19 protein-coding genes and 1 pseudogene are annotated in these 23,188 nt (G+C 73.6%); 6 read left to right on the top strand and 14 right to left on the bottom strand.

All coding sequences use genetic code 11. From position 1 onward, the window contains the following. Positions 1-24: 24 nt before the first annotated feature. From cgtA to C7456_RS00770, 4 genes are all read right to left on the bottom strand, one after another. Positions 25-1,104 (bottom strand): Obg family GTPase CgtA, encoded by a 1,080-nt coding sequence (cgtA, locus tag C7456_RS00790; protein WP_109721871.1) that lies wholly within the window; start codon positions 1,102-1,104, stop codon positions 25-27. A gap of 212 nt (positions 1,105-1,316) precedes the next feature. Next, positions 1,317-1,574, bottom strand: a complete 258-nt coding sequence (rpmA, locus tag C7456_RS00780; RefSeq protein ID WP_109721869.1) for a 50S ribosomal protein L27 — start codon at positions 1,572-1,574, stop codon at positions 1,317-1,319. 21 nt (positions 1,575-1,595) lie between these two features. After that, positions 1,596-1,910, bottom strand: a complete 315-nt coding sequence (rplU, locus tag C7456_RS00775; protein ID WP_109721868.1) for a 50S ribosomal protein L21 — start codon at positions 1,908-1,910, stop codon at positions 1,596-1,598. Positions 1,911-2,192: 282 nt separating this feature from the next. After that, the gene (locus C7456_RS00770; RefSeq protein ID WP_109721867.1) at positions 2,193-2,894 is read right to left on the bottom strand and encodes a DUF2059 domain-containing protein; all 702 of its coding nucleotides are present in this window, start codon (positions 2,892-2,894) and stop codon (positions 2,193-2,195) included. A 149-nt stretch (positions 2,895-3,043) separates the two neighbouring features. On the opposite strand from C7456_RS00770, the gene uvrA reads away from it, so the two are divergent. From uvrA to C7456_RS00750, 4 genes are all read left to right on the top strand, one after another. Beyond that, positions 3,044-5,938 carry an excinuclease ABC subunit UvrA gene (uvrA, locus tag C7456_RS00765; protein ID WP_109721866.1) on the top strand — a complete coding sequence of 965 codons (2,895 nt, stop codon included), beginning with the start codon at positions 3,044-3,046 and terminating at the stop codon, positions 5,936-5,938. Further along, positions 5,935-6,432 (top strand): acyl-CoA thioesterase, encoded by a 498-nt coding sequence (locus tag C7456_RS00760; RefSeq protein ID WP_109721865.1) that lies wholly within the window; start codon positions 5,935-5,937, stop codon positions 6,430-6,432. Before uvrA ends, C7456_RS00760 begins: the two co-directional genes overlap by 4 nt. 80 nt (positions 6,433-6,512) lie before the next feature. Beyond that, positions 6,513-7,961 (top strand): DUF4139 domain-containing protein, encoded by a 1,449-nt coding sequence (locus tag C7456_RS00755; RefSeq protein WP_109722107.1) that lies wholly within the window; start codon positions 6,513-6,515, stop codon positions 7,959-7,961. 10 nt (positions 7,962-7,971) lie between these two features. After that, the gene (locus C7456_RS00750; RefSeq protein ID WP_109721864.1) at positions 7,972-8,736 is read left to right on the top strand and encodes an enoyl-CoA hydratase/isomerase family protein; all 765 of its coding nucleotides are present in this window, start codon (positions 7,972-7,974) and stop codon (positions 8,734-8,736) included. 228 nt (positions 8,737-8,964) lie between these two features. On the opposite strand, the gene C7456_RS00745 is transcribed toward C7456_RS00750, so the two are convergent. The 3 genes and pseudogenes from C7456_RS00745 to bamJ all read right to left on the bottom strand — a co-directional run bounded on the left by C7456_RS00745 (position 8,965) and on the right by bamJ (position 11,368). Continuing rightward, complete coding sequence (locus C7456_RS00745) at positions 8,965-9,813, bottom strand: sulfurtransferase (RefSeq protein ID WP_109721863.1); 849 nt, start codon at positions 9,811-9,813, stop codon at positions 8,965-8,967. Next, positions 9,810-10,606 (bottom strand): annotated as a pseudogene (locus C7456_RS00740) (NUDIX hydrolase). Before C7456_RS00740 ends, C7456_RS00745 begins: the two are co-directional and overlap by 4 nt. Before the next feature lie 45 nt (positions 10,607-10,651). After that, on the bottom strand, positions 10,652-11,368 hold the full coding sequence (bamJ, locus tag C7456_RS00730; protein WP_109721861.1) for a BamJ family beta-barrel-assembly machinery protein: 717 nt from the start codon (positions 11,366-11,368) through the stop codon (positions 10,652-10,654). Between the two features lie 153 nt (positions 11,369-11,521). On the opposite strand from bamJ, the gene C7456_RS00725 reads away from it, so the two are divergent. Then, entirely contained in the window at positions 11,522-12,304 is a 783-nt protein-coding gene (locus C7456_RS00725) for an enoyl-CoA hydratase/isomerase family protein (protein ID WP_109721860.1), read from the top strand. A 19-nt stretch (positions 12,305-12,323) separates the two neighbouring features. Here the strand turns inward: C7456_RS00725 and C7456_RS00720 are convergent, their stop codons facing one another. The 6 genes from C7456_RS00720 to C7456_RS00695 all read right to left on the bottom strand — a co-directional run bounded on the left by C7456_RS00720 (position 12,324) and on the right by C7456_RS00695 (position 20,188). Next, positions 12,324-13,235: a DUF1684 domain-containing protein gene (locus C7456_RS00720; protein ID WP_109721859.1), complete on the bottom strand. Its 912-nt coding sequence runs from the start codon at positions 13,233-13,235 to the stop codon at positions 12,324-12,326. Further along, the gene (locus tag C7456_RS00715; RefSeq protein ID WP_109721858.1) at positions 13,219-14,148 is read right to left on the bottom strand and encodes a DUF1684 domain-containing protein; all 930 of its coding nucleotides are present in this window, start codon (positions 14,146-14,148) and stop codon (positions 13,219-13,221) included. The genes C7456_RS00720 and C7456_RS00715 overlap by 17 nt, the downstream gene beginning before the upstream one ends. A 251-nt stretch (positions 14,149-14,399) precedes the next feature. Then, a complete protein-coding gene (gene mutL, locus C7456_RS00710; protein ID WP_109721857.1) occupies positions 14,400-16,235 on the bottom strand; it encodes a DNA mismatch repair endonuclease MutL in 1,836 nt (611 codons plus the stop codon). 224 nt (positions 16,236-16,459) lie between these two features. Next, positions 16,460-18,037, bottom strand: a complete 1,578-nt coding sequence (locus C7456_RS00705; protein WP_109721856.1) for an N-acetylmuramoyl-L-alanine amidase — start codon at positions 18,035-18,037, stop codon at positions 16,460-16,462. A gap of 211 nt (positions 18,038-18,248) precedes the next feature. Beyond that, positions 18,249-18,707, bottom strand: a complete 459-nt coding sequence (gene tsaE / locus C7456_RS00700) for a tRNA (adenosine(37)-N6)-threonylcarbamoyltransferase complex ATPase subunit type 1 TsaE (protein ID WP_109721855.1) — start codon at positions 18,705-18,707, stop codon at positions 18,249-18,251. Further along, the gene (locus C7456_RS00695; protein WP_109721854.1) at positions 18,704-20,188 is read right to left on the bottom strand and encodes an NAD(P)H-hydrate dehydratase; all 1,485 of its coding nucleotides are present in this window, start codon (positions 20,186-20,188) and stop codon (positions 18,704-18,706) included. Before C7456_RS00695 ends, tsaE begins: the two co-directional genes overlap by 4 nt. A 50-nt stretch (positions 20,189-20,238) precedes the next feature. On the opposite strand from C7456_RS00695, the gene queG reads away from it, so the two are divergent. Next, complete coding sequence (queG, locus tag C7456_RS00690; RefSeq protein WP_109721853.1) at positions 20,239-21,300, top strand: tRNA epoxyqueuosine(34) reductase QueG; 1,062 nt, start codon at positions 20,239-20,241, stop codon at positions 21,298-21,300. Between the two features lie 211 nt (positions 21,301-21,511). Here queG and pgi read toward each other — a convergent pair whose 3' ends face one another. Next, on the bottom strand, positions 21,512-23,134 hold the full coding sequence (gene pgi / locus C7456_RS00685) for a glucose-6-phosphate isomerase (protein WP_109721852.1): 1,623 nt from the start codon (positions 23,132-23,134) through the stop codon (positions 21,512-21,514). Positions 23,135-23,188 lie beyond the last annotated feature (54 nt).

The raw sequence follows: 23,188 nt of genomic DNA, 5'->3' as shown, positions 1-23,188 counted from the left end.
GGCGCGCCGCGCAGCGACGACCGCTCAGCGCGCCTCGTCCTCGCCGCGCAGCCGCACGTCGCCCGGCGCCATGCCGGTGCGCTCCTCGCGCGCCTGCCGCTGCGACTCGAAGAAGCGCTGCACCTGCTGGCACACCGCCATGGTGTTCTCGCGCGCGATCGCCGAGACCAGGAACCACGGCTGCGTCCAGCCCAGCCGCCGGACGATGGCCTCGGCCACCGCCTGGCGCTCGTCCGCGGGCAGCACGTCGGCCTTGTTGAGCACCAGCCAGCGCGGGCGCCGCAGCAGCTCCGGGTCGAACTTGGCCAGCTCCTGCTCGATCGCCCGCACCTGCTCGGCCGGGTCGCTGCCGTCGATCGGCGCGACGTCCACCAGGTGCAGCAGCAGGCGCGTGCGCGCCACGTGGCGCAGGAACTGGATGCCCAGCCCGGCGCCCTCGGCGGCGCCCTCGATCAGGCCCGGGATGTCGGCGATCACGAAGCTCTGGTCGGTGCCCAGGCTGACCACGCCGAGGCTGGGATGCAGCGTGGTGAACGGGTAGTCGGCCACGCGCGGCGTCGCCGCCGACACCGCGCGGATGAAGGTGGACTTGCCCGCGTTGGGGAAGCCGAGCAGGCCCACGTCGGCCAGCAGCTTCAGCTCCAGCTTGAGCTCGCGCACCTCGCCCGGCGTGCCCGGCGTGGCCTTGCGCGGCGCGCGGTTCACCGAGCTCTTGAAGTGGATGTTGCCCAGCCCGCCCTTGCCGCCCTGCGCCACCAGCAGGCGCTGGCCGTGCGCGGTGAGGTCGCCGATCACCTCGCCGGTGTCGACGTTGGTGACCACGGTGCCCACCGGCACGCGGACCACGGTGTCCTCGCCGCCCTTGCCGTACATGTCGCTGCCCATGCCGTTCTGGCCGCGCTGCGCCTTGAACACGCGCTGGTGGCGGAAGTCGATCAGGGTGTTGAGGCCCTCGTCGGCGACCAGCCACACCGAGCCGCCGTCGCCGCCGTCGCCGCCGTCCGGACCGCCGAACGGGATGAACTTCTCGCGCCGGAAGCTGGCGCAGCCGTTGCCGCCGTCGCCGGCCTGGACCTTGATGATGGCTTCGTCGACGAATTTCATAGTTCGGGACCGGGAACGGGGAACGGGGAACGGGGAACGGGGAACGGGGAACGGGGAACGGGGAACGGGGAACGGGGAACGGGGAACGGGGAACGGGGAACGGGGAGAGCGTAGAGACAAGGGTAACCGGAATCACCACGTTCCCCGTTCCCTGTTCCCCAAAGCAAAGGCCCCGCCGAAGCGGGGCCTTCGCGGAAGCGCCGCGGGGCTTGTCAGCCCTTGACGACGTTGACGTACTTGCGGTTGTTCTCGCCGCGGGTCTTGAACTCGACCGTGCCGTCGACCAGCGCGTACAGGGTGTGGTCGCGGCCCAGGCCCACGCCGGTGCCGGCATGGAACTTGGTGCCGCGCTGGCGCACGATGATGTTGCCGGCCTCGATGGCCTGGCCGCCGTACACCTTCACGCCCAGGTACTTCGGGTTGGAGTCTCGACCGTTGCGGGACGAACCTACGCCTTTTTTGTGTGCCATGACTGTCTACTCCGGCTTGTATCAGGCGTTGATGCCCGTGATCTCGACTTCGGTGAAGTGCTGCCGATGCCCCTGCTGCTTCTTGTGGTGCTTGCGGCGGCGGAACTTGATGATGCGCACCTTGTCGGCGCGGCCGTGCCTGCGCACGGTGGCGGAGACGGTGGCGCCGGCCACGGTCGGCGCGCCGACGGTGATCGACTCGCCCGAGCCGACCAGCAGCACCTGGTCGAAGCTCACGCTGGCGCCTTCCTCGGCGTCCAGCAGCTCCACGCGCAGGACGTCGCCCTGCTGGACGCGGTACTGCTTGCCGCCGGTCTTGATGACTGCGTAACTCATGGGAATATCCCTTCTGTCGTTATTCTCTTGGGTGTCCCGACCCGGCGTTTCGGCCGGGTCGAACGCGCGATTGTAGCCGGGCCGCAGCGAGCTGGTCAATTCCTGACCAGCCGGACCGGCTTGGGGCCGGTTCAAATCCTGCCGTGCCCTGCGCCGGGGCGCGCTGGCGGGGCATCGCGGCCGCAGGCCGCTCCCACAAGGCTGGCGGAGGCCCCTGTGGGAGCGGCCTGCGGCCGCGATACCGGACCACCGACGGCTCCGGCGCAGGGATCGTGAACAGGCTCAGGGCGTGCCGTCGGCCGTTCCGGACGGCTGGGCCGCGCTTTTCTTCTTCTGGGCCGTGCCCTTCGCGGCCGGCTGGGTCGCGGCGGGCTTGGCCGCAGGCTTGGCGGCGGCCTTGCCGGCCGGCTTGGCCCTGGTCGCGGGCTTGGCCTTGTGCGCAGGCGCCTTGTGGTGCCGGGTGGATTTCCGGGCCGGCTTGGCCGGCGCCGCCGCGGATTCCTCATCGGCCGCCACGGCGGCCGGGCAGCGCCCCTGCGCGTTCAGCGTGCCCTTCTTCTGCAGCTCCGCCAGCATGGTCTTGGTGCGCTCCTGGCCCCACTGCTGCCCGGCCTGCACCGCCTCGGCCATCGCCGCCGGCATCTCGGTGAGCACCTTCTGGCCCAGCGGCGAGCGGTAGAACTTCAGCAGGCCGTCGATCTCCTCGGCACTGAAGTGGCGCTGGAACACCGGCACCATGCGGTCCACCACCGCCCTGGCGCCGTCGCCGTCGATGAAGCCCTGCCAGTACTCGGCCGGCACGCAGGGCAGCTTCTTCTGCATCATGCCGGCCATCTGCGCGTTCATCTGGCCCAGGGTCTGCTGCATGTGCATCGCCTCGAACAGGTCGCGCACCTGCTGCTCGCTGGACGCCAGCGCGGCCGCCGCGGGCCCGCAGGCGGCGCACAGCGCGAACAGCAGGCCGATCCGGTTCGACAGGCGCATGCGGGGGGACTCCAGGCGGCGGCCGGGCGGCCAGGCGAGCCACGCATTTAGCCACATCGGGTCGCCCGCCGGAACTTTTCCGCTGAAGCGGCAATAACTGACCTGTCCAGGTTGGTATAGTGTGGAATCCACCCCCATATCCCCACGCGATGGACACCATTCGCATCCGCGGCGCCCGCACGCACAATCTCAAGAACATCGACCTGGACCTGCCGCGCGATCGCCTGATCGTGATCACCGGCCTGTCCGGCTCGGGCAAGTCCTCGCTGGCCTTCGACACCATCTACGCGGAGGGGCAGCGGCGCTACGTCGAGTCGCTGTCGGCCTACGCGCGGCAGTTCCTGTCGATGATGGAGAAGCCCGACGTCGACCACATCGAGGGCCTGTCGCCGGCGATCTCGATCGAGCAGAAGTCCACCTCGCACAACCCGCGCTCCACCGTGGGCACGATCACCGAGGTGTACGACTACCTGCGCCTGCTGTACGCCCGCGTGGGCACGCCGCGCTGCCCCGACCACGGCATCCCGCTGGAGGCGCAGACGGTGAGCCAGATGGTGGACGCCACCCTCGCGCTCGACCCGGAGCGGCGCTACATGCTGCTCGCCCCGGTGGTGCGCGAGCGCAAGGGCGAGCACGTGCAGGTGTTCGAGCAGCTGCGCGCGCAGGGCTTCGTGCGCGCCCGCGTGGACGGCCAGGTGCACGACCTGGACGCGGTGCCGCCGCTGGGCCTGCGCATCAAGCACACCATCGAGGTGGTGGTGGACCGCTTCCGCCCGCGCGAGGACATCAAGCAGCGCCTGGCCGAGTCGTTCGAGACCGCGCTGCGCCTGGGCGACGGCCTGGTGCTGCTGGCCGACATGGACGACCCTTCGGCGAAGCAGCAGCTGTTCTCCTCGCGCTACTCCTGCCCGGTGTGCGACTACTCGCTGCCCGAGCTGGAGCCGCGCCTGTTCTCCTTCAACTCGCCGATCGGCGCCTGCCCGGCCTGCGACGGCCTGGGCGTGACCCAGGTGTTCGACCCCGCGCGCGTGGTCGGCCACCCGGAACTGTCGCTGGCCGGCGGCGCGATCCGCGGCTGGGACCGGCGCAACCCGCACTACTTCCAGATGCTGCAGTCGCTGGCCGCGCACTACGGCTTCGACGTGGACGCGCGCTGGCAGGACCTGCCCAAGGCCACCCAGCAGGCGATCCTGTACGGCAGCGGCAGGGAGCGCATCGCCTTCCGCTACCTCACCGAGCGCGGCGGCCGGGTCACCCGCGAGCACCCCTTCGAGGGCATCCTGCCCAACCTGGAGCGGCGCTACAAGGAAACCGAGTCGCCCGCGGTGCGCGAGGAGCTGGCCAAGTACATCAGCGACCATCCCTGCCCCGAGTGCGAGGGCCAGCGCCTGAACCGCTCGGCGCGCAACGTGTTCGTGGCCGAGCAGTCGCTGCCCGCGCTGACCCGCCGCTCGATCGACGACGCGCTGGCCTTCTTCGAGGACCTCAGGCTCGCCGGCTGGCGCGGCGAGATCGCCGCGAAGGTCGTCAAGGAGATCCGCGAGCGCCTCACCTTCCTCAACGACGTGGGCCTCAACTACCTCACCCTGGACCGCCAGGCCGACACGCTCTCCGGCGGCGAGGCGCAGCGCATCCGCCTGGCCAGCCAGATCGGCGCCGGCCTGGTCGGCGTGATGTACGTGCTGGACGAGCCCTCGATCGGCCTGCACCAGCGCGACAACGAGCGCCTGCTGGGCACGCTCACCCGCCTGCGCGACCTCGGCAACACGGTGATCGTGGTCGAGCACGACGAGGACGCGATCCGCGCCGCCGACCACATCCTCGACATCGGCCCCGGCGCCGGCGTGCACGGCGGCGAGGTGGTGGCGCAGGGCTCGCTGCGGGACATCCTCGCCACCCCGCGCTCGCTGACCGGCCAGTACCTCTCCGGCGCGCGCGCCATCGAGGTGCCCGAGCGGCGCCGCCAGCCCGACCCGCAGCTCTGGCTCAGGCTCAAGGGCGCCAGCGGCAACAACCTCAGGCACGTGGACCTGGCGATCCCCGCCGGGCTGTTCACCTGCGTCACCGGCGTGTCCGGCTCGGGCAAGTCCACCCTGGTCAACGACACCCTGTTCCGCCTCGCCGCCGCCGAGCTCAACGGCGCCAGCGCGCAGCCGGCGCCGTACCAGTCGGTCGAGGGGCTGGAGCTGTTCGACAAGGTGGTGGACATCGACCAGTCGCCGATCGGCCGCACGCCGCGCTCCAACCCGGCCACCTACACCGGGCTGTTCACCCCGCTGCGCGAGCTGTTCGCGCAGGTGCCGGAGGCGCGCGCGCGCGGCTACACGCCGGGCCGCTTCAGCTTCAACGTGCGCGGCGGCCGCTGCGAGGCCTGCGAGGGCGACGGCATGATCAAGGTGGAGATGCACTTCCTCCCCGACGTGTACGTGCCCTGCGACGCCTGCCACGGCAAGCGCTACAACCGCGAGACGCTGGAGATCCACTACAAGGGCCACACCATCGCCGACGTGCTGGACATGACGGTGGAGGACGCGCTCAGGCTGTTCGAGAACGTGCCCACCATCGCGCGCAAGCTCGACACCCTGCGCGCGGTGGGCCTGGACTACATCAAGCTCGGCCAGAGCGCGACCACCCTGTCCGGCGGCGAGGCGCAGCGCGTGAAGCTGTCCAAGGAGCTGTCCAAGCGGGAGACCGGCCGCACCCTGTACATCCTCGACGAGCCCACCACCGGCCTGCACTTCCACGACATCGAGCAGCTGCTCGACGTGCTGCACCAGCTGGTGGACCAGGGCAACACCGTGGTGGTGATCGAGCACAACCTCGACGTGATCAAGACCGCCGACTGGATCGTCGACCTCGGCCCCGAGGGCGGCGCGGGCGGCGGGCGCATCCTGGTGTCCGGCACGCCGGAGACGGTGGCCGCCACGCCGGGCTCGCACACCGGGCGCTTCCTCGCCCCCCACCTCAAGCCCGCCCGCGCGGCGAAGGCGAAGAACGGCGGAGGCAAGGCCGCCGCCAAGGGCAAGAAGAAGAAACAGGCATGAACTCCAGCACCGCCGGCGGCCGCAAGCCGCGCAAGTCCGCCGCCAGGACCGCCACCGAAGCCGCCGCCGGCGCCACTGCGGCGTCCGCGCCGCTGCCGCTGCACACGGCCGCGATCAGCGTGCGCTGGCGCGACCTGGACGCGTTCAACCACGTCAACAACTCCACCTACCTCACCTACCTCGAGGAAGCGCGGCTGCAGTGGCTGAGCCACGTGCCCGGCCCGTGGTTCGACGAGCACGCGATGCCGGTGATGGCGGCCAGCGAGGTCAACTACCGGCGGCCGATCGAATGGCCGGCGCAGCTGAAGGTGGAGCTGTTCTGCGAGCGGATGGGCAACAGCTCGATGACCATCGGCCACCGCATCGTCGACGCCGGGCACGCCGACCGCCTGTACAGCGACGGCCGCGTGGTGATGGTGTGGATGGACCCGGCCAGCGGCCGCCCGGTGCCGCTGCCGCAGGCGATCCGCGACGCCGCCGCGCCGGCGGACTGAACGCGACGCGGGTCGCGCACGGATGCCGCGGCTTCATGCAGGATGCGCAAGAATCGAACGGCCATCGCAAGGAGAACGCCATGAGACCGTCCCGAACGCGCATCCTCGCCCTCGCCTGCGGCCTGGGCCTCGCCCCCGCGGCCTTCGCCGCGGCAAGGACCGAGCTGACGGTGTACCGCAGCGACGACGCCGCGCTGTTCGCCGGCGCCGACAACGCGCCCCTGCAGAGCGGCTACGCCGTGGTGCGCGAATCCAGGCGCCTCGACCTCAAGGCCGGCGCGCAGACCCTGCACGTGGACGACCTGCCCGCCTTCGTCGACGGCGAGGCGCTGGCGCTGGACCTCGGCGAGCGCGCGACGGTGCTGTCCAAGCGCGTGCAGGCGCTGGGCCAGTCGTCCACCGCCGCGCTCGCCGGGCTGGTCGGGCAGCCGGTCGAGATCGTCGGCGACAACGGCCAGCTGATCGCCGGCGGCACCCTGCTGCGCGCCGACGACGGCCTGCTGGTGCGCGGCGGCGACGGCACCACCAGCGTGGTGCGCAACTACGCCGCGCTGCGCACCCGCGCCGGCATCGCCACCGGCTCGCGGCTGGAGCTGCAGGTCGACGCCGCGCGCGCCGGCGCCGCCGACGCGGTGCTGGGCTACCCGACCGCCGGCCTCGGCTGGCGCGCGGCGTACACCGCGACGCTGGAACCGGGACCGGCCTGCCGCATGCGGTTCGCCGCGCAGGCCAGCATCGCCAACCGCAGCGGCCGCGACTGGCGCAGCGTCGGGCTCACCCTGGTGGCGGGCGCGCCGCGCATCGACAGCGGCGGCGGGCCGCGGCCGATGCTGAAGGCGCAGTCCTTCGCCGTCGCCGCCGCGCCCGCGCTGCCGCGCCAGGCCCAGCTCGACGACTACCGCAGCTATACCCTGCCCGGCGCGGTCGACCTGGCCGACGGCAGCCTGACCCAGGTGCCGCTGTACGCGCCGCGCACGCTCGACTGCGAGCGCACCGCGCTGTACGAGGCGGGCAACGCCTGGTCGCCGCCGCGGCCGGTCGTCGCGCCGGACTTCGGCGGCCCGGAAAGCAACGAAAGCGTCACCGGCACGCTGGCCTTCGACGCCTTCGACAGCCTGCCGGCCGGCACCCTGCGCGTGCTCGCCGCCGGCGGCGGCGCGCCGCAGTTCATCGGCGAGGGACGCCTGGACGACACGCCCAGGGGCGGCCGCGCCACGCTCGCGCTCGGCACCGTGTTCGACCTGCGCGCCGCGCGCGAGCGCACCGCGTTCAAGCTGGACCGCCAGGGCCGCAGCATGGACGAGGCCTTCCGCGTCACGCTGAGCAACGCCGGCGAGGCGGCGCGCACGGTGACGGTGCGCGTGCACCCGGACCGCTGGCGGCAATGGACGCTGCTGTCGTCCTCGGCCAGGCCGGAGCGGCAGACGCCCGACACGCTGGAGTTCCGCGTCCCGGTGCCGGCCGGCGGCAAGGCCACCCTCGACTACGCCGTCCGCTATGCGTGGACGGCGGACCAGCAACCCCAGTGACGGAGCCCGCATGCTCGACATCTTTCCCCACGACGGCGACATCGTAGAAATCCGGCTGGCGCGGCCGCCGGTCAACGCGCTGAACCAGGACCTGCTGGCCGCGCTGCGCGAGGCGGTGGCGCAGGCGCCGGCCGGCGGGGCGCGCGGCATCGTGCTGTCCGGCGCGCCGGGCATGTTCTCCGCCGGCGTGGACGTGCCGGCCCTGCTCGGGCGCGACCGCGACGGCGTGCGCGCGTTCTGGCGCGCGTTCTTCCACACCGCCTCCACGCTGGCCTGCTCGCCGGTGCCGGTGGTCGCCGCGGTGACCGGCCACAGCCCGGCCGGCGGCGCCGTGCTGGCGCTGTTCTGCGACTACCGCGTGATGGCCGAGGGGCCCTACCGCATCGGCCTCAACGAGGTGCAGGTGGGCCTGATCGTGCCCGACTGCATCCAGCACGCGCTGCGCCGCCTGGTCGGCACCTACCGCGCGGAGCGGCTGCTGGTGGCCGGCGCGATGATCGAATCGGCCGAGGCGCTGGCCTGCGGCTTCGTCGACGAGCTCGCCGCCGTCGAGCAGGTGACGGTCCGCGCGCTGCACTGGCTGCGCGAGCTGCTGGCGCTACCGCCGCAGGCCATGCTCACGACCCGGCGGACCGCGCGCGCCGACCTGTCCGCCGCCTGGCGCGATCCCGACGCGCTGCCGCTGGACGACTTCGTCGAGGCGTTCTTCCAGCCGGAGGCGCAGGCGGTGCTGGCGCAGCTGGTGGAGCGGCTGAAGGGCAAGAAGCCGGGGTGAGCAGTGCTTGCCGGGAGACTTGCGGAGCCATGCTTCCAGTGGCGGGCTCGCAGCAGCGTGCTCGGCGCCTCGCCCCTGTCCCTCGGGAATGCCTCCCTCCGGGAGAGGGTGCCGGCAGGCGGGCGAGGGTTCGCGCAGAGCGGGGAATGGCGGCTTGCCGACAGGGATGGGTGTCGCGCTCCGGCCGCACCCTCACCCCTAGCCCCTCCGGAGGGAGAGGGGGGCAGTTCAGCCTTCGCCGGTCGCCACCGGCCGCGACGGGTCGCTGACCCAGCCGCTCCACGAGGGCGCGTACAGCCGCGAGCCGACGAGCCCGGCGTGCTCCATCGCCAGCAGGTTGTGGCAGGCGGTGACGCCCGAGCCGCACATGTGCACGACCTCGGCCGGCGCGCGGCCGGCGAGCAGGCGCCCGAACTCCTCGCGCAGCGCCGCGGCGGGCTTGAAGCGGCCGTCCGCGCCGAGATTCTCGGTGTACGGGCGGTTGCGCGCGCCCGGCACGTGGCCGGCGGCGCGGTCGATCGGCTCCACCTCGCCGCGGTAGCGCGGCGCGGCGCGCGCGTCCAGCAGCAGCGGCACGGCCGCGAGCGCGGCGGAGTCGAGGATCACCTGCCGCGGGTCGTAGTCGAGCGCCACCCGGGTGGGCGCGCGCACGGGCACCGCCGTCTCCAGCGGCAGCCCGGCGGCCTGCCACGCGGCGAGGCCGCCGTCGAGCACCGCCGCCTCGCGCACGCCGCACAGGCGCAGCAGCCACCACAGCCGTGCCGCGGCCAGCGCGCCGCCGGCGGCGTCGTAGCCCACCACCTGCAGGCCGGGCCGCCAGCCCCAGCGGCCCAGCGCGGCGCTGAACGTCGCCGCCGAAGGCAGCGGGTGCCGGCCCAGGCCCGCGGCGACGCGGGAGAGATCGGCGAGGTCCGTGTCCAGGTCGGCGAACACCGCGCCGGGGATGTGCCCGGCCAGGTAGTCGTGCCGGCCCTTGCCCGGATCGGCCAGCTCGTGGCGGCAGTCGACGACCAGCACTTTCCCGGCCGGCAGCGCGGCCAGCTCGGCGGCGGCGATCAGCGTGTCGCAGGTCTTCATGCGCGGCCCATCCTCGTCAGCAGGTTCAGCAGCATCGCCGCGGTGGCGCCCCAGATGCGGTGGCCGCCGTGGACGAACTCGACCATCGGGCGGCGGTGCCCGCGGAATTCCATCGTGTAGCGGCGCAGGTTGGCCGGCTCCAGGAAGAACTCCAGCGGCACCTCGAACACCTCCGCCACCTCGGCCGGCGCGGGCCGCAGCAGCGCGCTCGCGGCCACGCGCGCCACCACCGGCGTGACGGTGTAGCCGCTGATCGTCTCGAAGCGGTCGAGGAAGCCCAGCGGGGTCACCCAGTGGCGCGCCAGGCCGATCTCCTCCTCGCTCTCGCGCAGCGCGGTGGCCACCGCGTCGGCGTCGTCCGGGTCGCTGCGCCCGCCGGGAAAGGCGACCTGGCCGGCGTGCGACTGCAGGCTGTCGTTGCGCACCGTGAGCACCAGCCGCGGCTGCACGCCCTCGCGCAGGCCGAGCAGCACGGCGGCCGGGCGGCGCGGCGCGTCGCCGAGCAACTCGGCCATCTCCGCGTGGTTCCAGCCCGGTCCCTGCGGCGGGTCGGCGAGCGGGCGCAGCGCGCCCTGCAGCGCGTCCAGCAGCGGGGCGTTCACCGCGCCCTCCGCCGCGCGGGCAGGATCTCGGCCATGTAGCGCCGCCGCTCGGCGTCGTCCATGCCGCGCCAGCGGGCGATCTCCTCGCCGCTGCGCAGGCAGCCGATGCAGTAGCCGCGGGGGTCCAGCCGGCAGACGCCGATGCACGGGGTGAGCGGAGGAACGGCTGGGGCTGGCGCTGCGTCGGACATCCCCGCCATGCTAGCCGATGGCGGGCGTCGCCGGCAGCGCCCGCGTCACTTGATGTCGAGCAGCTCGATGTCGAACACCAGCGCCTCGTTCGGGCCGATGCGCGGCAGCTCGCCGCGCTCGCCGTAGGCCAGCTGCGGCGGGATCACCACCTTCCAGCGGTCGCCCACGTGCATGCGCGGGATCACGTCCTGCCAGCCGGGGATCATCCGGCTGACCGGGTAGTTCACCGGCGCGCCGTGCGCCCAGGAGCTGTCGAACTCGGTGCCGTCCACCAGCATGCCGCGGTAGTTGACCGTGACCGTGCTGGCCACGGTGGGGCTGGCCTTGCCGTCGCCCTTCTTGATCACCGCGTACTGGATGCCCGAAGGCAGCTGCACCACGCCCGGCTGCCTGGCGTTCTTCTGCAGGTAGTCGGCGCTGCGCTTGGCGTTGGCCGCGGCGATGCGCCGGAACTCGGCCACCGCCTTGGCGTGCATCATCTCGTCGAGCGCGCGCAGCTGGTCGCGCATGTCCTGGATCGGCACGCCGGGCGGGCGCTTGTCGTAGGCGTCCTGCATCGCCTTCTGCATGGTGGCCAGGTCCACGTCCGGCTCGCCGCCGGCGAACTGGCTGCCGATCTGGTAGCCGATCGCGTAGGACAGCTTGTGCTTGTCCAGCTTCGCCGCGGTGGCCGCGGCGGGCACCGCCGCGCCGCCGCTCTGCGCCTGCGCGGCCCCCGCCAGCGTGAGCAGTCCGCAAGCCAACCAGCGCAGTCGAGTCATGCCGTTCCTCCGGATTGAGCGGGCGCAACCCGTGCATCCTAGTGCGGTTTGCGCCGGTCGTGCAGCGTCGCGCGGCGACGCTTCTGAGAACCCCGCGGGCGGCAAAGGTTCCCGCTGCTACCATCTCGGGCTTCGCCAGCTCAAGGAGTTCCCATGGCCTATCGCAACCTCGAGATCGGCAACCGCGGCGCGGTGCGCACGATCACCGTGAACCGCCCCGACAAGCTCAACGCGCTCAACCGCGACACCCTCAACGAGCTGGGCATCGCCTTCGCGCAGGCCGCGCAGGACGACGCGGTGCGCGCGGTGGTGCTGGCCGGCGCGGGCGACAAGGCCTTCGTGGCCGGCGCCGACATCGCCGAGATGCACGGCTACACGCCGGCGCAGGCGCAGGGCTTCTCGCGCGCCGGGCAGCGGCTGATGACGAGCATCGAGCGACTCGGCAAGCCGGTGGTCGCGCGCGTGCAGGGCTTCGCGCTGGGCGGCGGCATGGAGCTGGCGATGGCCTGCCACCTGCGCGTGGCCAGCGAGAAGGCCAGGTTCGGCCAGCCGGAAATCAACCTCGGCCTGATCCCCGGCTTCGGCGGCACCCAGCGCCTGCTGCGCCTGGCCGGACGCGGCGCGGCGCTGGAGCTGTGCCTGACCGGCGCGCCGGTCACGGCGCAGCGCGCCTACGAGCTGGGCATCGTCAACCGCGTGGTGGCGGCGGAGGCGCTGGACGAGACGGTGGACGCGCTGGCCGACCAGCTCGCCGCCGCCGCGCCGCTGGCCGCCGCCGGCATCCTCGACGCGGTGCTGCAGGGCGGCGAGACGCCGCTGGACCAGGGCCTGGAGTTCGAGACGCAGGGCTTCGCCCTGATGTTCGCCACCGAGGACATGCGCGAGGGCACCGGCGCGTTCCTGGAGAAGCGCAAGGCGGCGTTCAAGGGCCGCTGACGCCGCGCGGCGGCGGCGCTCAGTGCCCGCCGCCGCTGAACTTCAGCTCGCCCGCGGTCACCGCCAGCTTCAGCCGGTTCTCCGGCGGCGCCAGCGGGCACACCACGTGCGGTGTGATCGCGCACGGCGGGTTCTCGGCCAGGTTGAAGTCGAGCAGCACCTTGCCGTCCTTCGGCGCGCCCGCGTAGAGGAAGCGCGCGCCGCCGTAGGTGAGCCTGCCGGCGGTGCGGTCGCCGAAGATGAAGAACAGGCGGCCGTCCTCCTCGATGGGACGCAGCTCGTAGGTCTGCCCGTCGCGCTCGAACACCGCCTTGCCGGGTACCGGCACGTCCGCCTCGGTGCCGGTGACGTAGGCAATGCGCAGGTGCTCCTGCGGCCTGGATGGCACCCAGCGCGCCTCGATGCGCCAGGACGGGTCGACCGGGAAATAGTCGAAACCGGGGAAGTGCGTGCGCAGCGGCGCGTCGTTGTTCTTCGCGCGCAGGCCGCGCTTGTCGCCGTTCTGCACCACGTAGAGATAGCTGGCGCCGAAGCCCACGCGAGTCGGCTTCTGCTTTTCGTCCGCGCCCTGCGTGCGCAGCGGCACGGTCGCGTCCGCTGCCGGTTTGCCGTCGACGGTGATGCCGCGCGTCCCGGCCAGCCGCAGCTCGACGGCGCCATCGGCCCCCAGGTGCAGCACGCCCAGGTGCGCCGGCGCGTCCGGCACCTGGAAACGGTTGTCGGCCGCGCTGCCCACGCTGTTGTCGCCCGGTTCCAGCCAGCCGGAGGCGGTCAGCGCCAGGTAGCCGTCGGGCGCCCGCAGGCGCTCCACCCGTTCGGCGCGGGCCTTGGCGACCTGCCGCGCGTAGTCGGCCGGCGCGTCGGCCGCGTGGACGGCGACGGCACCGAGCAGCAGCGCGGCGAGCGCGAGGCGCTCAGTAGTGCGAGCCACGGTACTTCTTCTCTCCGGCGGTGATGGCGATGTCCAGCCGGTTCTCCGGCGGCGCCAGCGGGCAGGTGGCGAACGGGGTGAAGGCGCACGGCGGGTTGTAGGCGCGGTTGAAGTCCAGCACCACCTTGCCCGGCTGGTCGATGCCGCCGGCCGGCAGCGCGGCGTAGAGGAAGCGCGCGGCGCCGTAGGTCTCCTTGCCGGAGGTGCGGTCGGCCAGCACGAAGAACAGCTCGCCGCCCGGCTCCTCCTGGTAGGGCAGCAGCTCGAAGGTCCGGCCGTCGCGGCGGAACACCGCCTTGCCCGGCACGTCCACCGCGTCGATGCTGCCCAGCACGTTGCCGATCTCCAGCTTGTGCGCGGGCTTGAACGGCACCCAGTCGGCCTCGATGCGCCAGGACGGGTCGACCGGGTAGTAGTCCAGGCCCAAGAAGTGCGTGCGTGTCTGCGCGTTGGCATCCTTGACGCGCAGCGCCCTGCGGCCGTCGCGGTCGATCACGTAGAAGCTGGCGCTGCCGAAGGCCACCGTGGTCGGCCCGTGCGCGCCCGCCTTCGCGTCGTCGACCAGCTCGGCCTCGCGCAGCGGCTTGCCGTCGATGGTGGCGCCGCTGTTGGGCGCCAGCGCGATGCGCACGCCGCCGTCCTGCGCCAGCGTCACCACGCCCAGGTGCGCGGGGCCGGCCTTGAGCACGATGTCGTTGTCGGCGGCGCTGCCCACGCGGTTGTCGCCCGGCGCCAGCCATTCCAGCCCGATCAGGCTGAGCCAGCCGTCGGGCGCGGTGAGCCGGGCCAGGCGCTGCCGCTGCCAGTCGTGCGCCTGCTGGACGATCTCGGCGGCGGTGGGTCCGGACGACTGGGCATGCACGGCGGCGACTCCAAGGCTGAGGGCGAAAGCGAGGATGATAGTACGCTGCATGGCCGCCCCGGCGATGGATTCGGAAATGGCAGTATGGACGTCCATTCGCCGCCAGGGCAAACGGCGCATGGGCATAAGCATATGCACGCCCGGCCGCGCGGCTTCCCCGCCGTCATTCCGGCGCAGGCCGGAATCCAGTGGCGATCCCGCTGGATTTTCGCGGCAAGACGACAAGGCAGGGGCGGAACGGAGCCATGGCGGACGCAACCGCGACTGGATTCGGTCTGCGCCGGAGGAATGACGGCAAGGGCTCAGCGGCCGCGCAGGAACAGCCGGTCCAGCTCGGCCAGGCTCAGCTGCGTCCAGGTCGGGCGGCCGTGGTTGCACTGGCCGGAACGCTCGGTGGCCTCCATCTCGCGCAGCAGCGCGTTCATCTCCGGCACGCCGAGCCGGCGGCCGGCGCGCACCGAGCCGTGGCAGGCCATGGTGGAGAGCAGCTCGTTCTCCAGTTCCTGCAGGCGGCGCGAGCTGCCGTGCTGGGCCAGCTCCGCCAGCACGTCGCGCGCGAGCTGGCCGACGTCGGCGCCCTCCAGCAGCGCGGGGATGCGCCGCACCACCACCGAGGACGGGCCGCTGCGCGACAGCTCCAGGCCCCACTCGGCCAGCGCCTCGGCATGCTCCTCGGCGGCGGCGGCCTCCTTCGCGCTCACCGCGAGGCTGAGCGGCACCAGCAGCATCTGCGAGCGCAGGTTGCTGCACGCGCGGCCGGCCTTGAGCTTCTCGTAGGTGATGCGCTCGTGCGCCGCGTGCATGTCCACCAGCACCAGGCCGTGCGCATTCTCGGCGAGGATGTAGATGCCCTTGAGCTGGGCGATGGCGAAGCCCAGCGGCGGCGGCTCGCCCGGTGCCGCTTCCGGCAGCGGCGCGGGCGAAGCGGCGGAGAACGGCGCGGGCGGCTCGCCAAGCAGCGCGGCGTAGTCCGCCAGCGGCTCGTCGCGCACGCCGAGCGCGAGGCGGCTCTGGCTGGCCGCCTGCGGCCACGGCCGCGCGGAAGCGGCCGGCGCGGACGGGGACGCCACCGGCGCCGAGGCCACCGCCATGCGCAGCGCGCCCTCGTCCAGCTGCGCCTGCGAGGACACCTGCCCCGCGCGCGTCTGCGCCAGCGCCTCGTGCAGGCTGCGGAACAGGAAGTCGTGCACCAGCCGCTGCTCGCGGAAGCGCACCTCGTGCTTGGCCGGATGCACGTTCACGTCCACCCCGGCCGGGTCGAGCTCCAGGTACAGCACGAAGGCCGGGTGACGGCCGTGGAACAGCACGTCGGCGTAGGCCTGGCGCACCGCGTGCGCCACCACGCGGTCGCGCACCAGGCGGCCGTTGACGTAGAAGTACTGCGCGTCGGCCTGCGCGCGCGAGGCGGTGGGCAGGCCCACCCAGCCGGACAGCCGCAGGCCCGCCGCGGCCTGCTCGATGCGCAGGCTCTGCGCGGGGAAATCCTCGCCCAGCACCTCGGCCACGCGCGCCAGCGCGGCCTGCTCGTCGCGCGCGGCCTTCCACACGCGCACCGGCCGGCCGTTGTGGCTGAGGCGGAACTCCACGTCGCCGCGCGCCAGCGCCAGCGACTTCAGGAGGTCGTCGATGTGCGCGAACTCGGTGCGCTCGGCGCGCAGGAACTTCCGCCGCGCCGGCACGTTGTAGAACAGGTCGCGCACCTCCACGCTGGTGCCCGGCGGGTGCTGCGCGGGCCGCGCGGCCTGCACCTTGCCGCCGTCCACCTCGATGCGGAACGCGGCGTCGCTGCCCGCCGTGCGCGAGGTGAGCGCGAAGCGCGCCACCGACGACACCGAGGCCAGCGCCTCGCCGCGGAAGCCCATGCTGGCCACGCGCTCCAGGTCGTCGAAGCTGCCGATCTTGCTGGTGGCGTGCGAGGCCACCGCCAGCGGCAGCTGCTCGGGCGGGATGCCGCCGCCGTCGTCGCGCACGCGGATCAGCCGCGCGCCGCCCTGCTCGATGTCCACCTCGATGCGGCCGGCGCCGGCGTCCAGGCTGTTCTCCACCAGCTCCTTCACCACCGAGGACGGCCGCTCGATCACTTCGCCGGCGGCGATCTGGTTGACGAGGTCGGGAGGGAGCACGCGGATGGCAGGCATCCGCGAAGCTTAAGCGAGGGCGGCGGGCGGCGAAAGCGAGGCGTCGTTCGGACCGGGCGGCGCAAAAGGTGCGCAAAGGGCCGGAAGCGCGCCGGATCGCACCCTCACCCCTCTCCCGAGGGGAGAGGGGTGCCAGGGGCGATGCGTTTGCCAGTGAACCCTTCTCCCTCCGGGAGAAGGCGCCGGCAGGCAGACGAGGGGCCGGCCGGAACGGAACCTTGATGCTAGCCGGCCGGGATGGCCAGCACCGCGCCCACGCGCACGGTGTCGTTCTGCATGTTGTTGGCGTTCTTCAGCGCGCCGACGCTCACGCCGTACTGCCGCGCGATGCTGCGCAGGCTCTCGCCCCGGCCGACGCGGTGCAGGTCGCGCACGCCGTCGTCGGCGCGGGAAGCGGCGGACGCCGAGGCGACCGCGCCGGTCTGCCTGGCCGGCCTCGACGGCCTGTCCGGCGCCGTGCCGGCCGGCGCGGCGCGGTCGTCGTCGCGCGCCGCGTCGGCGACGGCCAGCAGGCCGCTGCGGCGCGCCGCCTGCGCGGCGAACCAGGTGCCCGGCGGCGGCGTGGACTCGAAATAGCTGCGCACGCCGCCCATCACCGCCTGCGCCAGCTCCCTCTGGTGCGCGGGGTCGCGCAGCTTGCGCTCCTCCGCCGGATTGCTGATGAACGCCGTCTCGACCAGGATCGAGGGCACGTCGGGCGAGCGCAGCACCACGAAGTTGGCGCGCTCCACGTAGCCGCGGTGGGTGGGGCCGAGCTGGCCCAGCGCGCGCAGCACGTTGCCGGCGATCGCCTCGCTGGCCTGCATCGCGTAGCCCTGCTGCATGTCCAGCAGCACGGCGGCGAGGCTGTCGTCCTTGTCGTCCAGCGACACGCCGCCGATCAGGTCCGCGCTGTTCTCGCGGTCGGCCAGCCAGCGCGCCGCCTCCGAGGTCTTGCCGCGCGGCGACAGCACCCATACCGACGAGCCGCGCGCGTCGCCGCTGGTGAAGGCGTCGGCGTGGATCGACACGAACATGTCCGCGTTCTTCTCGCGGGCGATCTGGTAGCGCCGCTTGAGCGGGATGAAGTAGTCGCCGTCGCGGGTCAGCACGGCCTGCATGCCGGGCTGCTTGTTGATCTCGGCGGCCAGCGCGCGCGCCACCGCCAGGGTGACGTTCTTCTCCAGCGTGCCGCCGGGGCCGTGCGCGCCGGGGTCCTCGCCGCCGTGGCCGGCGTCGATCGCCACCACCACCTTGCGGTCGCCCTTCAGCAGCAGCGCGGCCTGGCGCGTGGTCAGCGTGCCGTTGCGCGCGCTGCGCAGGGCCGCCATCACCGGCGCCGGATCGTCCTTCACCGCGTCGGGGGCGCTGGCGTCGGCCGTGGCCGCCGCGCTTCCGGCGGCCCGCGCCGGCGGCGGCGCGGAGGCCTTGCCGGGGTACAGGTCCAGCACCAGCCGGTAGCCGTAGTCGCCGGCCGGCTTGAGCAGGAAGCTCCTGGGGCGGCTGTCGGGCGCGGCCTGGGCCGCCAGGCGCAGCGCGCCGCCGGCGCGGGCGCTGCTCAGGCCCTTGAACAACCCGGTCGCCGCCGGCGCGCCGAAGGCGCCGGCCAGCCGGCTGGACGCCAGCTCGAGCACGACGCGGTCGCCCTGGCGGCTCAGCTTGTAGTCCAGCGGGCCGGACAGGTCGAACACGACGCGGGTGTATTCCGGGCCGGCCCAGACCCGCGCGGCCTTGACCTCGGCCGCCTGCGGCGCGCGCAGCGGCGTGGCCGCCGCCAGCGCCGCGAGTCCCAGGATGCCCCACCGTGTCAGCGATCCGCCCATGGCGCCGCATTGAACCCCAGCGCCCTTGGGATTGCAAGCACTTTTCCCTTGAATATCCATAACCTGCAGGGTATTCGTCAGAGGTTATCAAGCTATCGCTCGCAAGCGCTTCGACGGCAAGCGGACTTTCGGCCATGGACCGGCCGCATTTTTTCCATACGGAGCCGTCACTTACGTTCGGCCGCGCGGCGCGGCGGCCGCGAGGGCGCCCTCAGCCCAGCCGCTCCAGCAGCCGCGCGCCGCGCGGGCTGGCGGCCTCGAGCTCGGCGCGGCGGCCGCCGCCGGCGTAGTCCAGGCGGATGCGCAGGTCCGGCGGCGGCAGCGCACCCTCGCCGCGCTCGGGCCATTCCACCAGCACCAGCGCGGACGGGTCGGCCAGCGCGTCCAGGCCCAGCCATTCCAGCTCGGCCGGGTCGGCGATGCGGTAGAGGTCCAGGTGCCAGGCCGTGCCGCCCGGCAGGCGGTAGGACTCGACCAGGCTGTAGGTCGGGCTCTTGATCCGCTCGCCCACGCCCAGCGCGCGCAGCAGCGCGCGGGCGAAACTGGTCTTGCCCGCGCCCAGCTCGCCGTGCAGCAGGATCACCAGGCCGCCGTCCAGCGCCGCGGCCAGCGCCTGCGCCAGCGCCCCGGTGGCCTGCTCGTCGGGCAGTTCGACCTGCCGCGCGCTCATGCCGCGATCCCGTTGAGCAGGCGGCGCAGCGGCGCCAGCAGGTCGCTGGCCAGCAGGCCGCGCTCGCCCTCGCCGCGCACGGCCAGGTCGCCGGCGCGCGCGTGCAGCCCCACGCCCAGGCGCGCCGCCTCCGGTGCGGAGCAGCCCTGCGCCAGCAGGGCGGCGACGATGCCGGTGAGCAGGTCGCCCATGCCGCCGGAGGCCATGCCGGGGTTGCCCCACGGACAGACGTCCAGACGTCCATCCGGCTCGGCGACCAGGCTGCCCGCGCCCTTCAGCACCGCCACCGCGCCGTAGCGCGCGGCCAGCGCGCGCGCGGCGGCGAAGCGGTCGGCCTGCACCTGCGCCACGGTCGCGCCGAGCAGGCGCGCGGCCTCGCCCGGATGCGGGGTCAGCACGGCCGGCTGCGCGAAGCGGCGCGGATCGCGCGCCAGCAGGTTGAGGCCGTCGGCGTCGAGCACCAGCGGCTTGCCGCTGTCCAGCGCGGCCAGCCACAGCGCGTGGCCCCAGGCGCCCTGCCCCAGGCCCGGCCCCAGCGCCAGCACGCCGGCGCGCGCGAGCAGCGGCTGCAGCGCCTGCGGGCCGTTCACCGCGTGCGCCATCAGCTCCGGGCGCGCGGCGTTCAGCGCGGCGATGTGCTCGGCCTGCGTCGCCACGCTGACCAGGCCGGCGCCGGCGCGCAGCGCCGCCTCGCCGCACAGGCGGATCGCGCCGGCGGTGCCGCGGTCGCCGCCGATCGCCAGCACGTGGCCGTTGTCGCCCTTGTGCGCGTCGCGCGCGCGCGGCGGCAGCGCCTGCGCGGCCAGCAGCCGCGCGTCGGGCGGCGCGTCCCGGAACAGCGCGGCCGGCAGCCCGAGCGCGTCGAGCTCGACCACGCCGGTGTGCGCGGGCGCGCCGCCGGTGTACAGGCCGCGCTTGGCGACGATGAAGGTCACCGTGACGTCCGCGCGCACCGCGGCGCCGGGCACCCGGCCGGTGTCGGCGTCGACGCCGGAGGGCACGTCGACCGCGAGCACCGGCGCGCCCGCCGCGTTGATCCGCGCGACCAGCGCCGCCGCCGCGCCTTCCGGCGCGCGGCGCAGGCCGGTGCCGTAGAGCGCGTCCACCACCACGTCGGCGTGGGGCAGCGTCCCGTCGTCCTCCCATTGGCGCGGCGCCACGCCGGCGCGCACGCACGCCTCGCGCGCCAGCGCGGCGTCGCCGCGCGCCGCGGCGGACAGCTCCACCACCTCGACGCGCAGGCCGTCCTCGCGCGCCAGCGCGGCGAGCAGGTAGCCGTCGCCGCCGTTGTTGCCGGGGCCGCAGCAGACCAGGAGCCGCTGCGCCTGCGGCCAGCGCCGGCGCAGCGCGGCCAGCGCCGCCGCCGCGGCGCGGCGCATCAGCTCGAAGCCGGCGATGCCGAGCCCGTCGATGGCGCGCCGGTCCAGCGCGCGCGCCTGCTCGACGGTGTGGAGGGCCAGTCCCTGCGTGTTCGCGGTCATCGGCCGATTATAGGGACGGCGCATGCGCCGGCGGCATCTACAATGCGCGCATGACCATCGCCGCCCCCGACTACGCCGCCCTCGCCCGCGACATCAAGCGCTGGGCGCGCGAGCTCGGCTTCGCCGAGGCCGGCATCAGCGGCGTCGACCTGGGCGAGGACGAGCGCCACCTGGAGCGCTGGCTCGGCGACGGCCTGCACGGCGAGATGGCGTACATGGCCCGCCACGGCCGCAAGCGCAGCCGGCCGGCGGAGCTGGAGCCGGGCACGCGGCGGGTGATCTCGGTGCGCATGGACTACGTGCCGCCGGGCACGCGCAACGCCTGGGAGGTGCTGGGCGACGCCGAGGCCGGCTACGTGGCGCGCTATGCACTGGGCCGCGACTACCACAAGCTGATGCGCCACCGCCTGCAGAAGCTGGCCGAGCGCATCCGCGCGGCGGTCGGCGAGTTCGGCTTCCGCGCCTACGTCGATTCCGCGCCGGTGCTGGAGAAGGCGCTGGCGCGCAACGCCGGGCTGGGCTGGATCGGCAAGCACACCGTGCTGATCAACCGCCGCGCCGGCTCGTACTTCTTCCTCGGCGAGCTGTACACCGACCTGCCGCTGCCGGTGGACGAACCGGCGACGGCGCACTGCGGCAGCTGCCGGCGCTGCCTCGACGTCTGCCCCACGCGGGCGATCGTCGCGCCCTACCGGCTGGACGCGCGGCGCTGCATCTCCTACCTCACCATCGAACTGAAGGGCTCGATCCCGGAGGAACTGCGCGCGCCGATCGGCAACCGCATCTTCGGCTGCGACGACTGCCAGCTGGTCTGCCCGTGGAACAAGTTCGCGCAGGAAGCCGCCGAGCCGGACTTCGCGCCGCGGCACCGCCTGGACGGGGCGAAGCTGGTGGAGCTGTTCGGCTGGAGCGAGGAGGAGTTCCTCCGGCGCACCGAGGGCATGGCGATCCGCCGCGCCGGCTACGAGGGCTGGCTGCGCAACATCGCGGTGGCACTGGGCAACGCGCCGCGCTCGGACGCGGTGCGCGCGGCGCTGCGGGCGCGCAGCGGGCATCCCTCGGCAGTCGTGCGCGAGCACGTGGCGTGGGCGCTGGCGCGGCAGGGCGGCTGAGTCGTTCCGGTTCGGGCACGGCGCCGCCCTTGCCTGTCATTCCGGCGGAAGCCGGAATCCAGTCGAGTGCGTCCCGCGAAGCGCGGCAACACCTGTTTCGAGTGCTTCGCACAACATGATTGAGACTGGATTCCGGCTTTCGCCGGAATGACGGTGAGGGAAATGGGTGGCGCACCGCGAAGTGCGCGCGTCCGGATCGGGAAGCGCCCGCTCAGCCCGCCACTTCGCGCCGCTCGCGGATCTCCGCCACCAGCGCGCGGGTGGCCGGGTCCAGCGCCGCCGCGTCGCCGTCGGCCAGCGCCGGCAGGATCTGCCGCGCGATCGACTTGCCCAGCTCCACGCCCCACTGGTCGAAGGCGTTGATGCCCCACAGGTGGCCGAGCATGAACACCTTGTGCTCGTACAGCGCGACCAGCGCGCCGAAGCTCGCCGGCGTGAGCGCGTCGAGCAGGATCACCGTGCTCGGCCGGTCGCCGGGGAAGGTGCGCTGCGCGGCCAGCACGGGGTCGCCGCCGGACTCGGCCAGCGCCTCCTCGAAGGTCTTGCCCAGCGCCAGCGCCGCCGCCTGCGCCAGCAGGTTGGACAGCAGCGCGTCGTGGTTGGCCCTGAGCGGATGCGCCGGCCGCGCCACGCCGATGAACTCCAGCGGCACCACGTCGGTGCCCTGGTGCAGCGCCTGGAAGTAGGCGTGCTGCGCGTTGGTGCCCACGCTGCCCCACACCACCGGCACGGTGGCCTGCGCCACCGGCTCGCCCTGCGGCGTGACCCGCTTGCCCAGGCTCTCCATCTCCAGCTGCTGCAGGTAGGCGGTCAGGTCGGAAAGCAGGTCGGCGTAGGGCACCACCGCGCGGCTGGCGCGGCCCTGCACGTTGCGGTTCCAGAACTCGACCAGCGCCAGCAGCACCGGCAGGTTGCGCTGCCACGGCGCGGTGCGGAAGTGGTCGTCCACCTGCGCCGCGCCGGCGAGCATGGCGCGGAAGTGGTCCATGCCGACGGCCAGCGCCAGCGACAGCCCCACCGCCGACCACAGCGAGAAGCGGCCGCCGACGAAGTCCCACATCGGGTAGACGTGCGCGGCCGGGATGCCCCAGGCGGCGGCCGCGCCGACGTTCGCGCTGACCGCCACGAAGTGGCGCGCCACCGCCTGGCGCTCGTCGCCCGCGTAGGCCGCGGCGACCCATTCGCGCAGCACGTTGCCGTTGAGCAGGGTTTCCTGGGTGGTGAAGGTCTTGGAAACCATCACCACCAGCGTGCGCTTCGGGTCGAGCGCGCGCATCAGCTCGTACGCGGCCTGCCCGTCCACGTTGGTGAGGAAGTGGCTGCGCAGCCGGCCGGCGTGGAACGGGGTCAGCGCGCGCACCGCCAGCCGCGGCCCGAGGTCGGAGCCGCCGATGCCGATGTTGACCACGTCGGTGATGCCGTCGGCGAGCCCGAGCCGGCCGCCCTCGCCCTGACCGAGCGCGTTCGCCAGCTCCTCCATCCGCGCCAGCACCTCGCCGATCTCGTGGAGCACCTCGGCCGGCGCCGGCGAGGGCAGGCTCGAACCCTCGGCGCGCAGTGCCGTGTGCAGCACCGCGCGCTGCTCGGAGGCGTTGATCGGCGCGCCGGCGAACATCGCGTCGCGCGCGCGCTGCCAGTCCCCGGCCTCGACGTGGGCGCCCAGCGCGTCGAGCGCCGCCAGGTCCAGCTTCTGCCGGCCGAGGTCGAGCAGGATCGGCCCGAGGCGCTGGCGCAGGCGCGCGTTGCGCGACGGGTCCGCGAGCAGTTCGCGCAGCGTGGTGCCGGCCAGGCGCTGCGCGTGGTCGGCGAACAGGGAACGGGGATCGGCGGTCATGGGCACCCGGCGGTCGGCGGTCGAATGCCCGATCTTATCGCAGCGCCGGCGGAA

This window comes from Fulvimonas soli (genome assembly GCF_003148905.1).
Taxonomy (GTDB): Bacteria; Pseudomonadota; Gammaproteobacteria; order Xanthomonadales; family Rhodanobacteraceae; genus Fulvimonas; species Fulvimonas soli.
Note: the sequence above shows the minus strand (reverse complement) of the source record. Positions and strands in the feature narration are given on the sequence as shown.

Coding starts and splice junctions, on each gene's coding strand:
- cgtA (WP_109721871.1), bottom strand. CDS start 1,104: ATGAAATTCGTCGACGAAGCCATCATCAAGGTCCAGGCCGGCGACGGC.
- rpmA (WP_109721869.1), bottom strand. CDS start 1,574: ATGGCACACAAAAAAGGCGTAGGTTCGTCCCGCAACGGTCGAGACTCC.
- rplU (WP_109721868.1), bottom strand. CDS start 1,910: ATGAGTTACGCAGTCATCAAGACCGGCGGCAAGCAGTACCGCGTCCAG.
- C7456_RS00770 (WP_109721867.1), bottom strand. CDS start 2,894: ATGCGCCTGTCGAACCGGATCGGCCTGCTGTTCGCGCTGTGCGCCGCC.
- uvrA (WP_109721866.1), top strand. CDS start 3,044: ATGGACACCATTCGCATCCGCGGCGCCCGCACGCACAATCTCAAGAAC.
- C7456_RS00760 (WP_109721865.1), top strand. CDS start 5,935: ATGAACTCCAGCACCGCCGGCGGCCGCAAGCCGCGCAAGTCCGCCGCC.
- C7456_RS00755 (WP_109722107.1), top strand. CDS start 6,513: ATGAGACCGTCCCGAACGCGCATCCTCGCCCTCGCCTGCGGCCTGGGC.
- C7456_RS00750 (WP_109721864.1), top strand. CDS start 7,972: ATGCTCGACATCTTTCCCCACGACGGCGACATCGTAGAAATCCGGCTG.
- C7456_RS00745 (WP_109721863.1), bottom strand. CDS start 9,813: ATGAAGACCTGCGACACGCTGATCGCCGCCGCCGAGCTGGCCGCGCTG.
- bamJ (WP_109721861.1), bottom strand. CDS start 11,368: ATGACTCGACTGCGCTGGTTGGCTTGCGGACTGCTCACGCTGGCGGGG.
- C7456_RS00725 (WP_109721860.1), top strand. CDS start 11,522: ATGGCCTATCGCAACCTCGAGATCGGCAACCGCGGCGCGGTGCGCACG.
- C7456_RS00715 (WP_109721858.1), bottom strand. CDS start 14,148: ATGCAGCGTACTATCATCCTCGCTTTCGCCCTCAGCCTTGGAGTCGCC.
- mutL (WP_109721857.1), bottom strand. CDS start 16,235: ATGCCTGCCATCCGCGTGCTCCCTCCCGACCTCGTCAACCAGATCGCC.
- C7456_RS00705 (WP_109721856.1), bottom strand. CDS start 18,037: ATGGGCGGATCGCTGACACGGTGGGGCATCCTGGGACTCGCGGCGCTG.
- tsaE (WP_109721855.1), bottom strand. CDS start 18,707: ATGAGCGCGCGGCAGGTCGAACTGCCCGACGAGCAGGCCACCGGGGCG.
- C7456_RS00695 (WP_109721854.1), bottom strand. CDS start 20,188: ATGACCGCGAACACGCAGGGACTGGCCCTCCACACCGTCGAGCAGGCG.
- queG (WP_109721853.1), top strand. CDS start 20,239: ATGACCATCGCCGCCCCCGACTACGCCGCCCTCGCCCGCGACATCAAG.
- pgi (WP_109721852.1), bottom strand. CDS start 23,134: ATGACCGCCGATCCCCGTTCCCTGTTCGCCGACCACGCGCAGCGCCTG.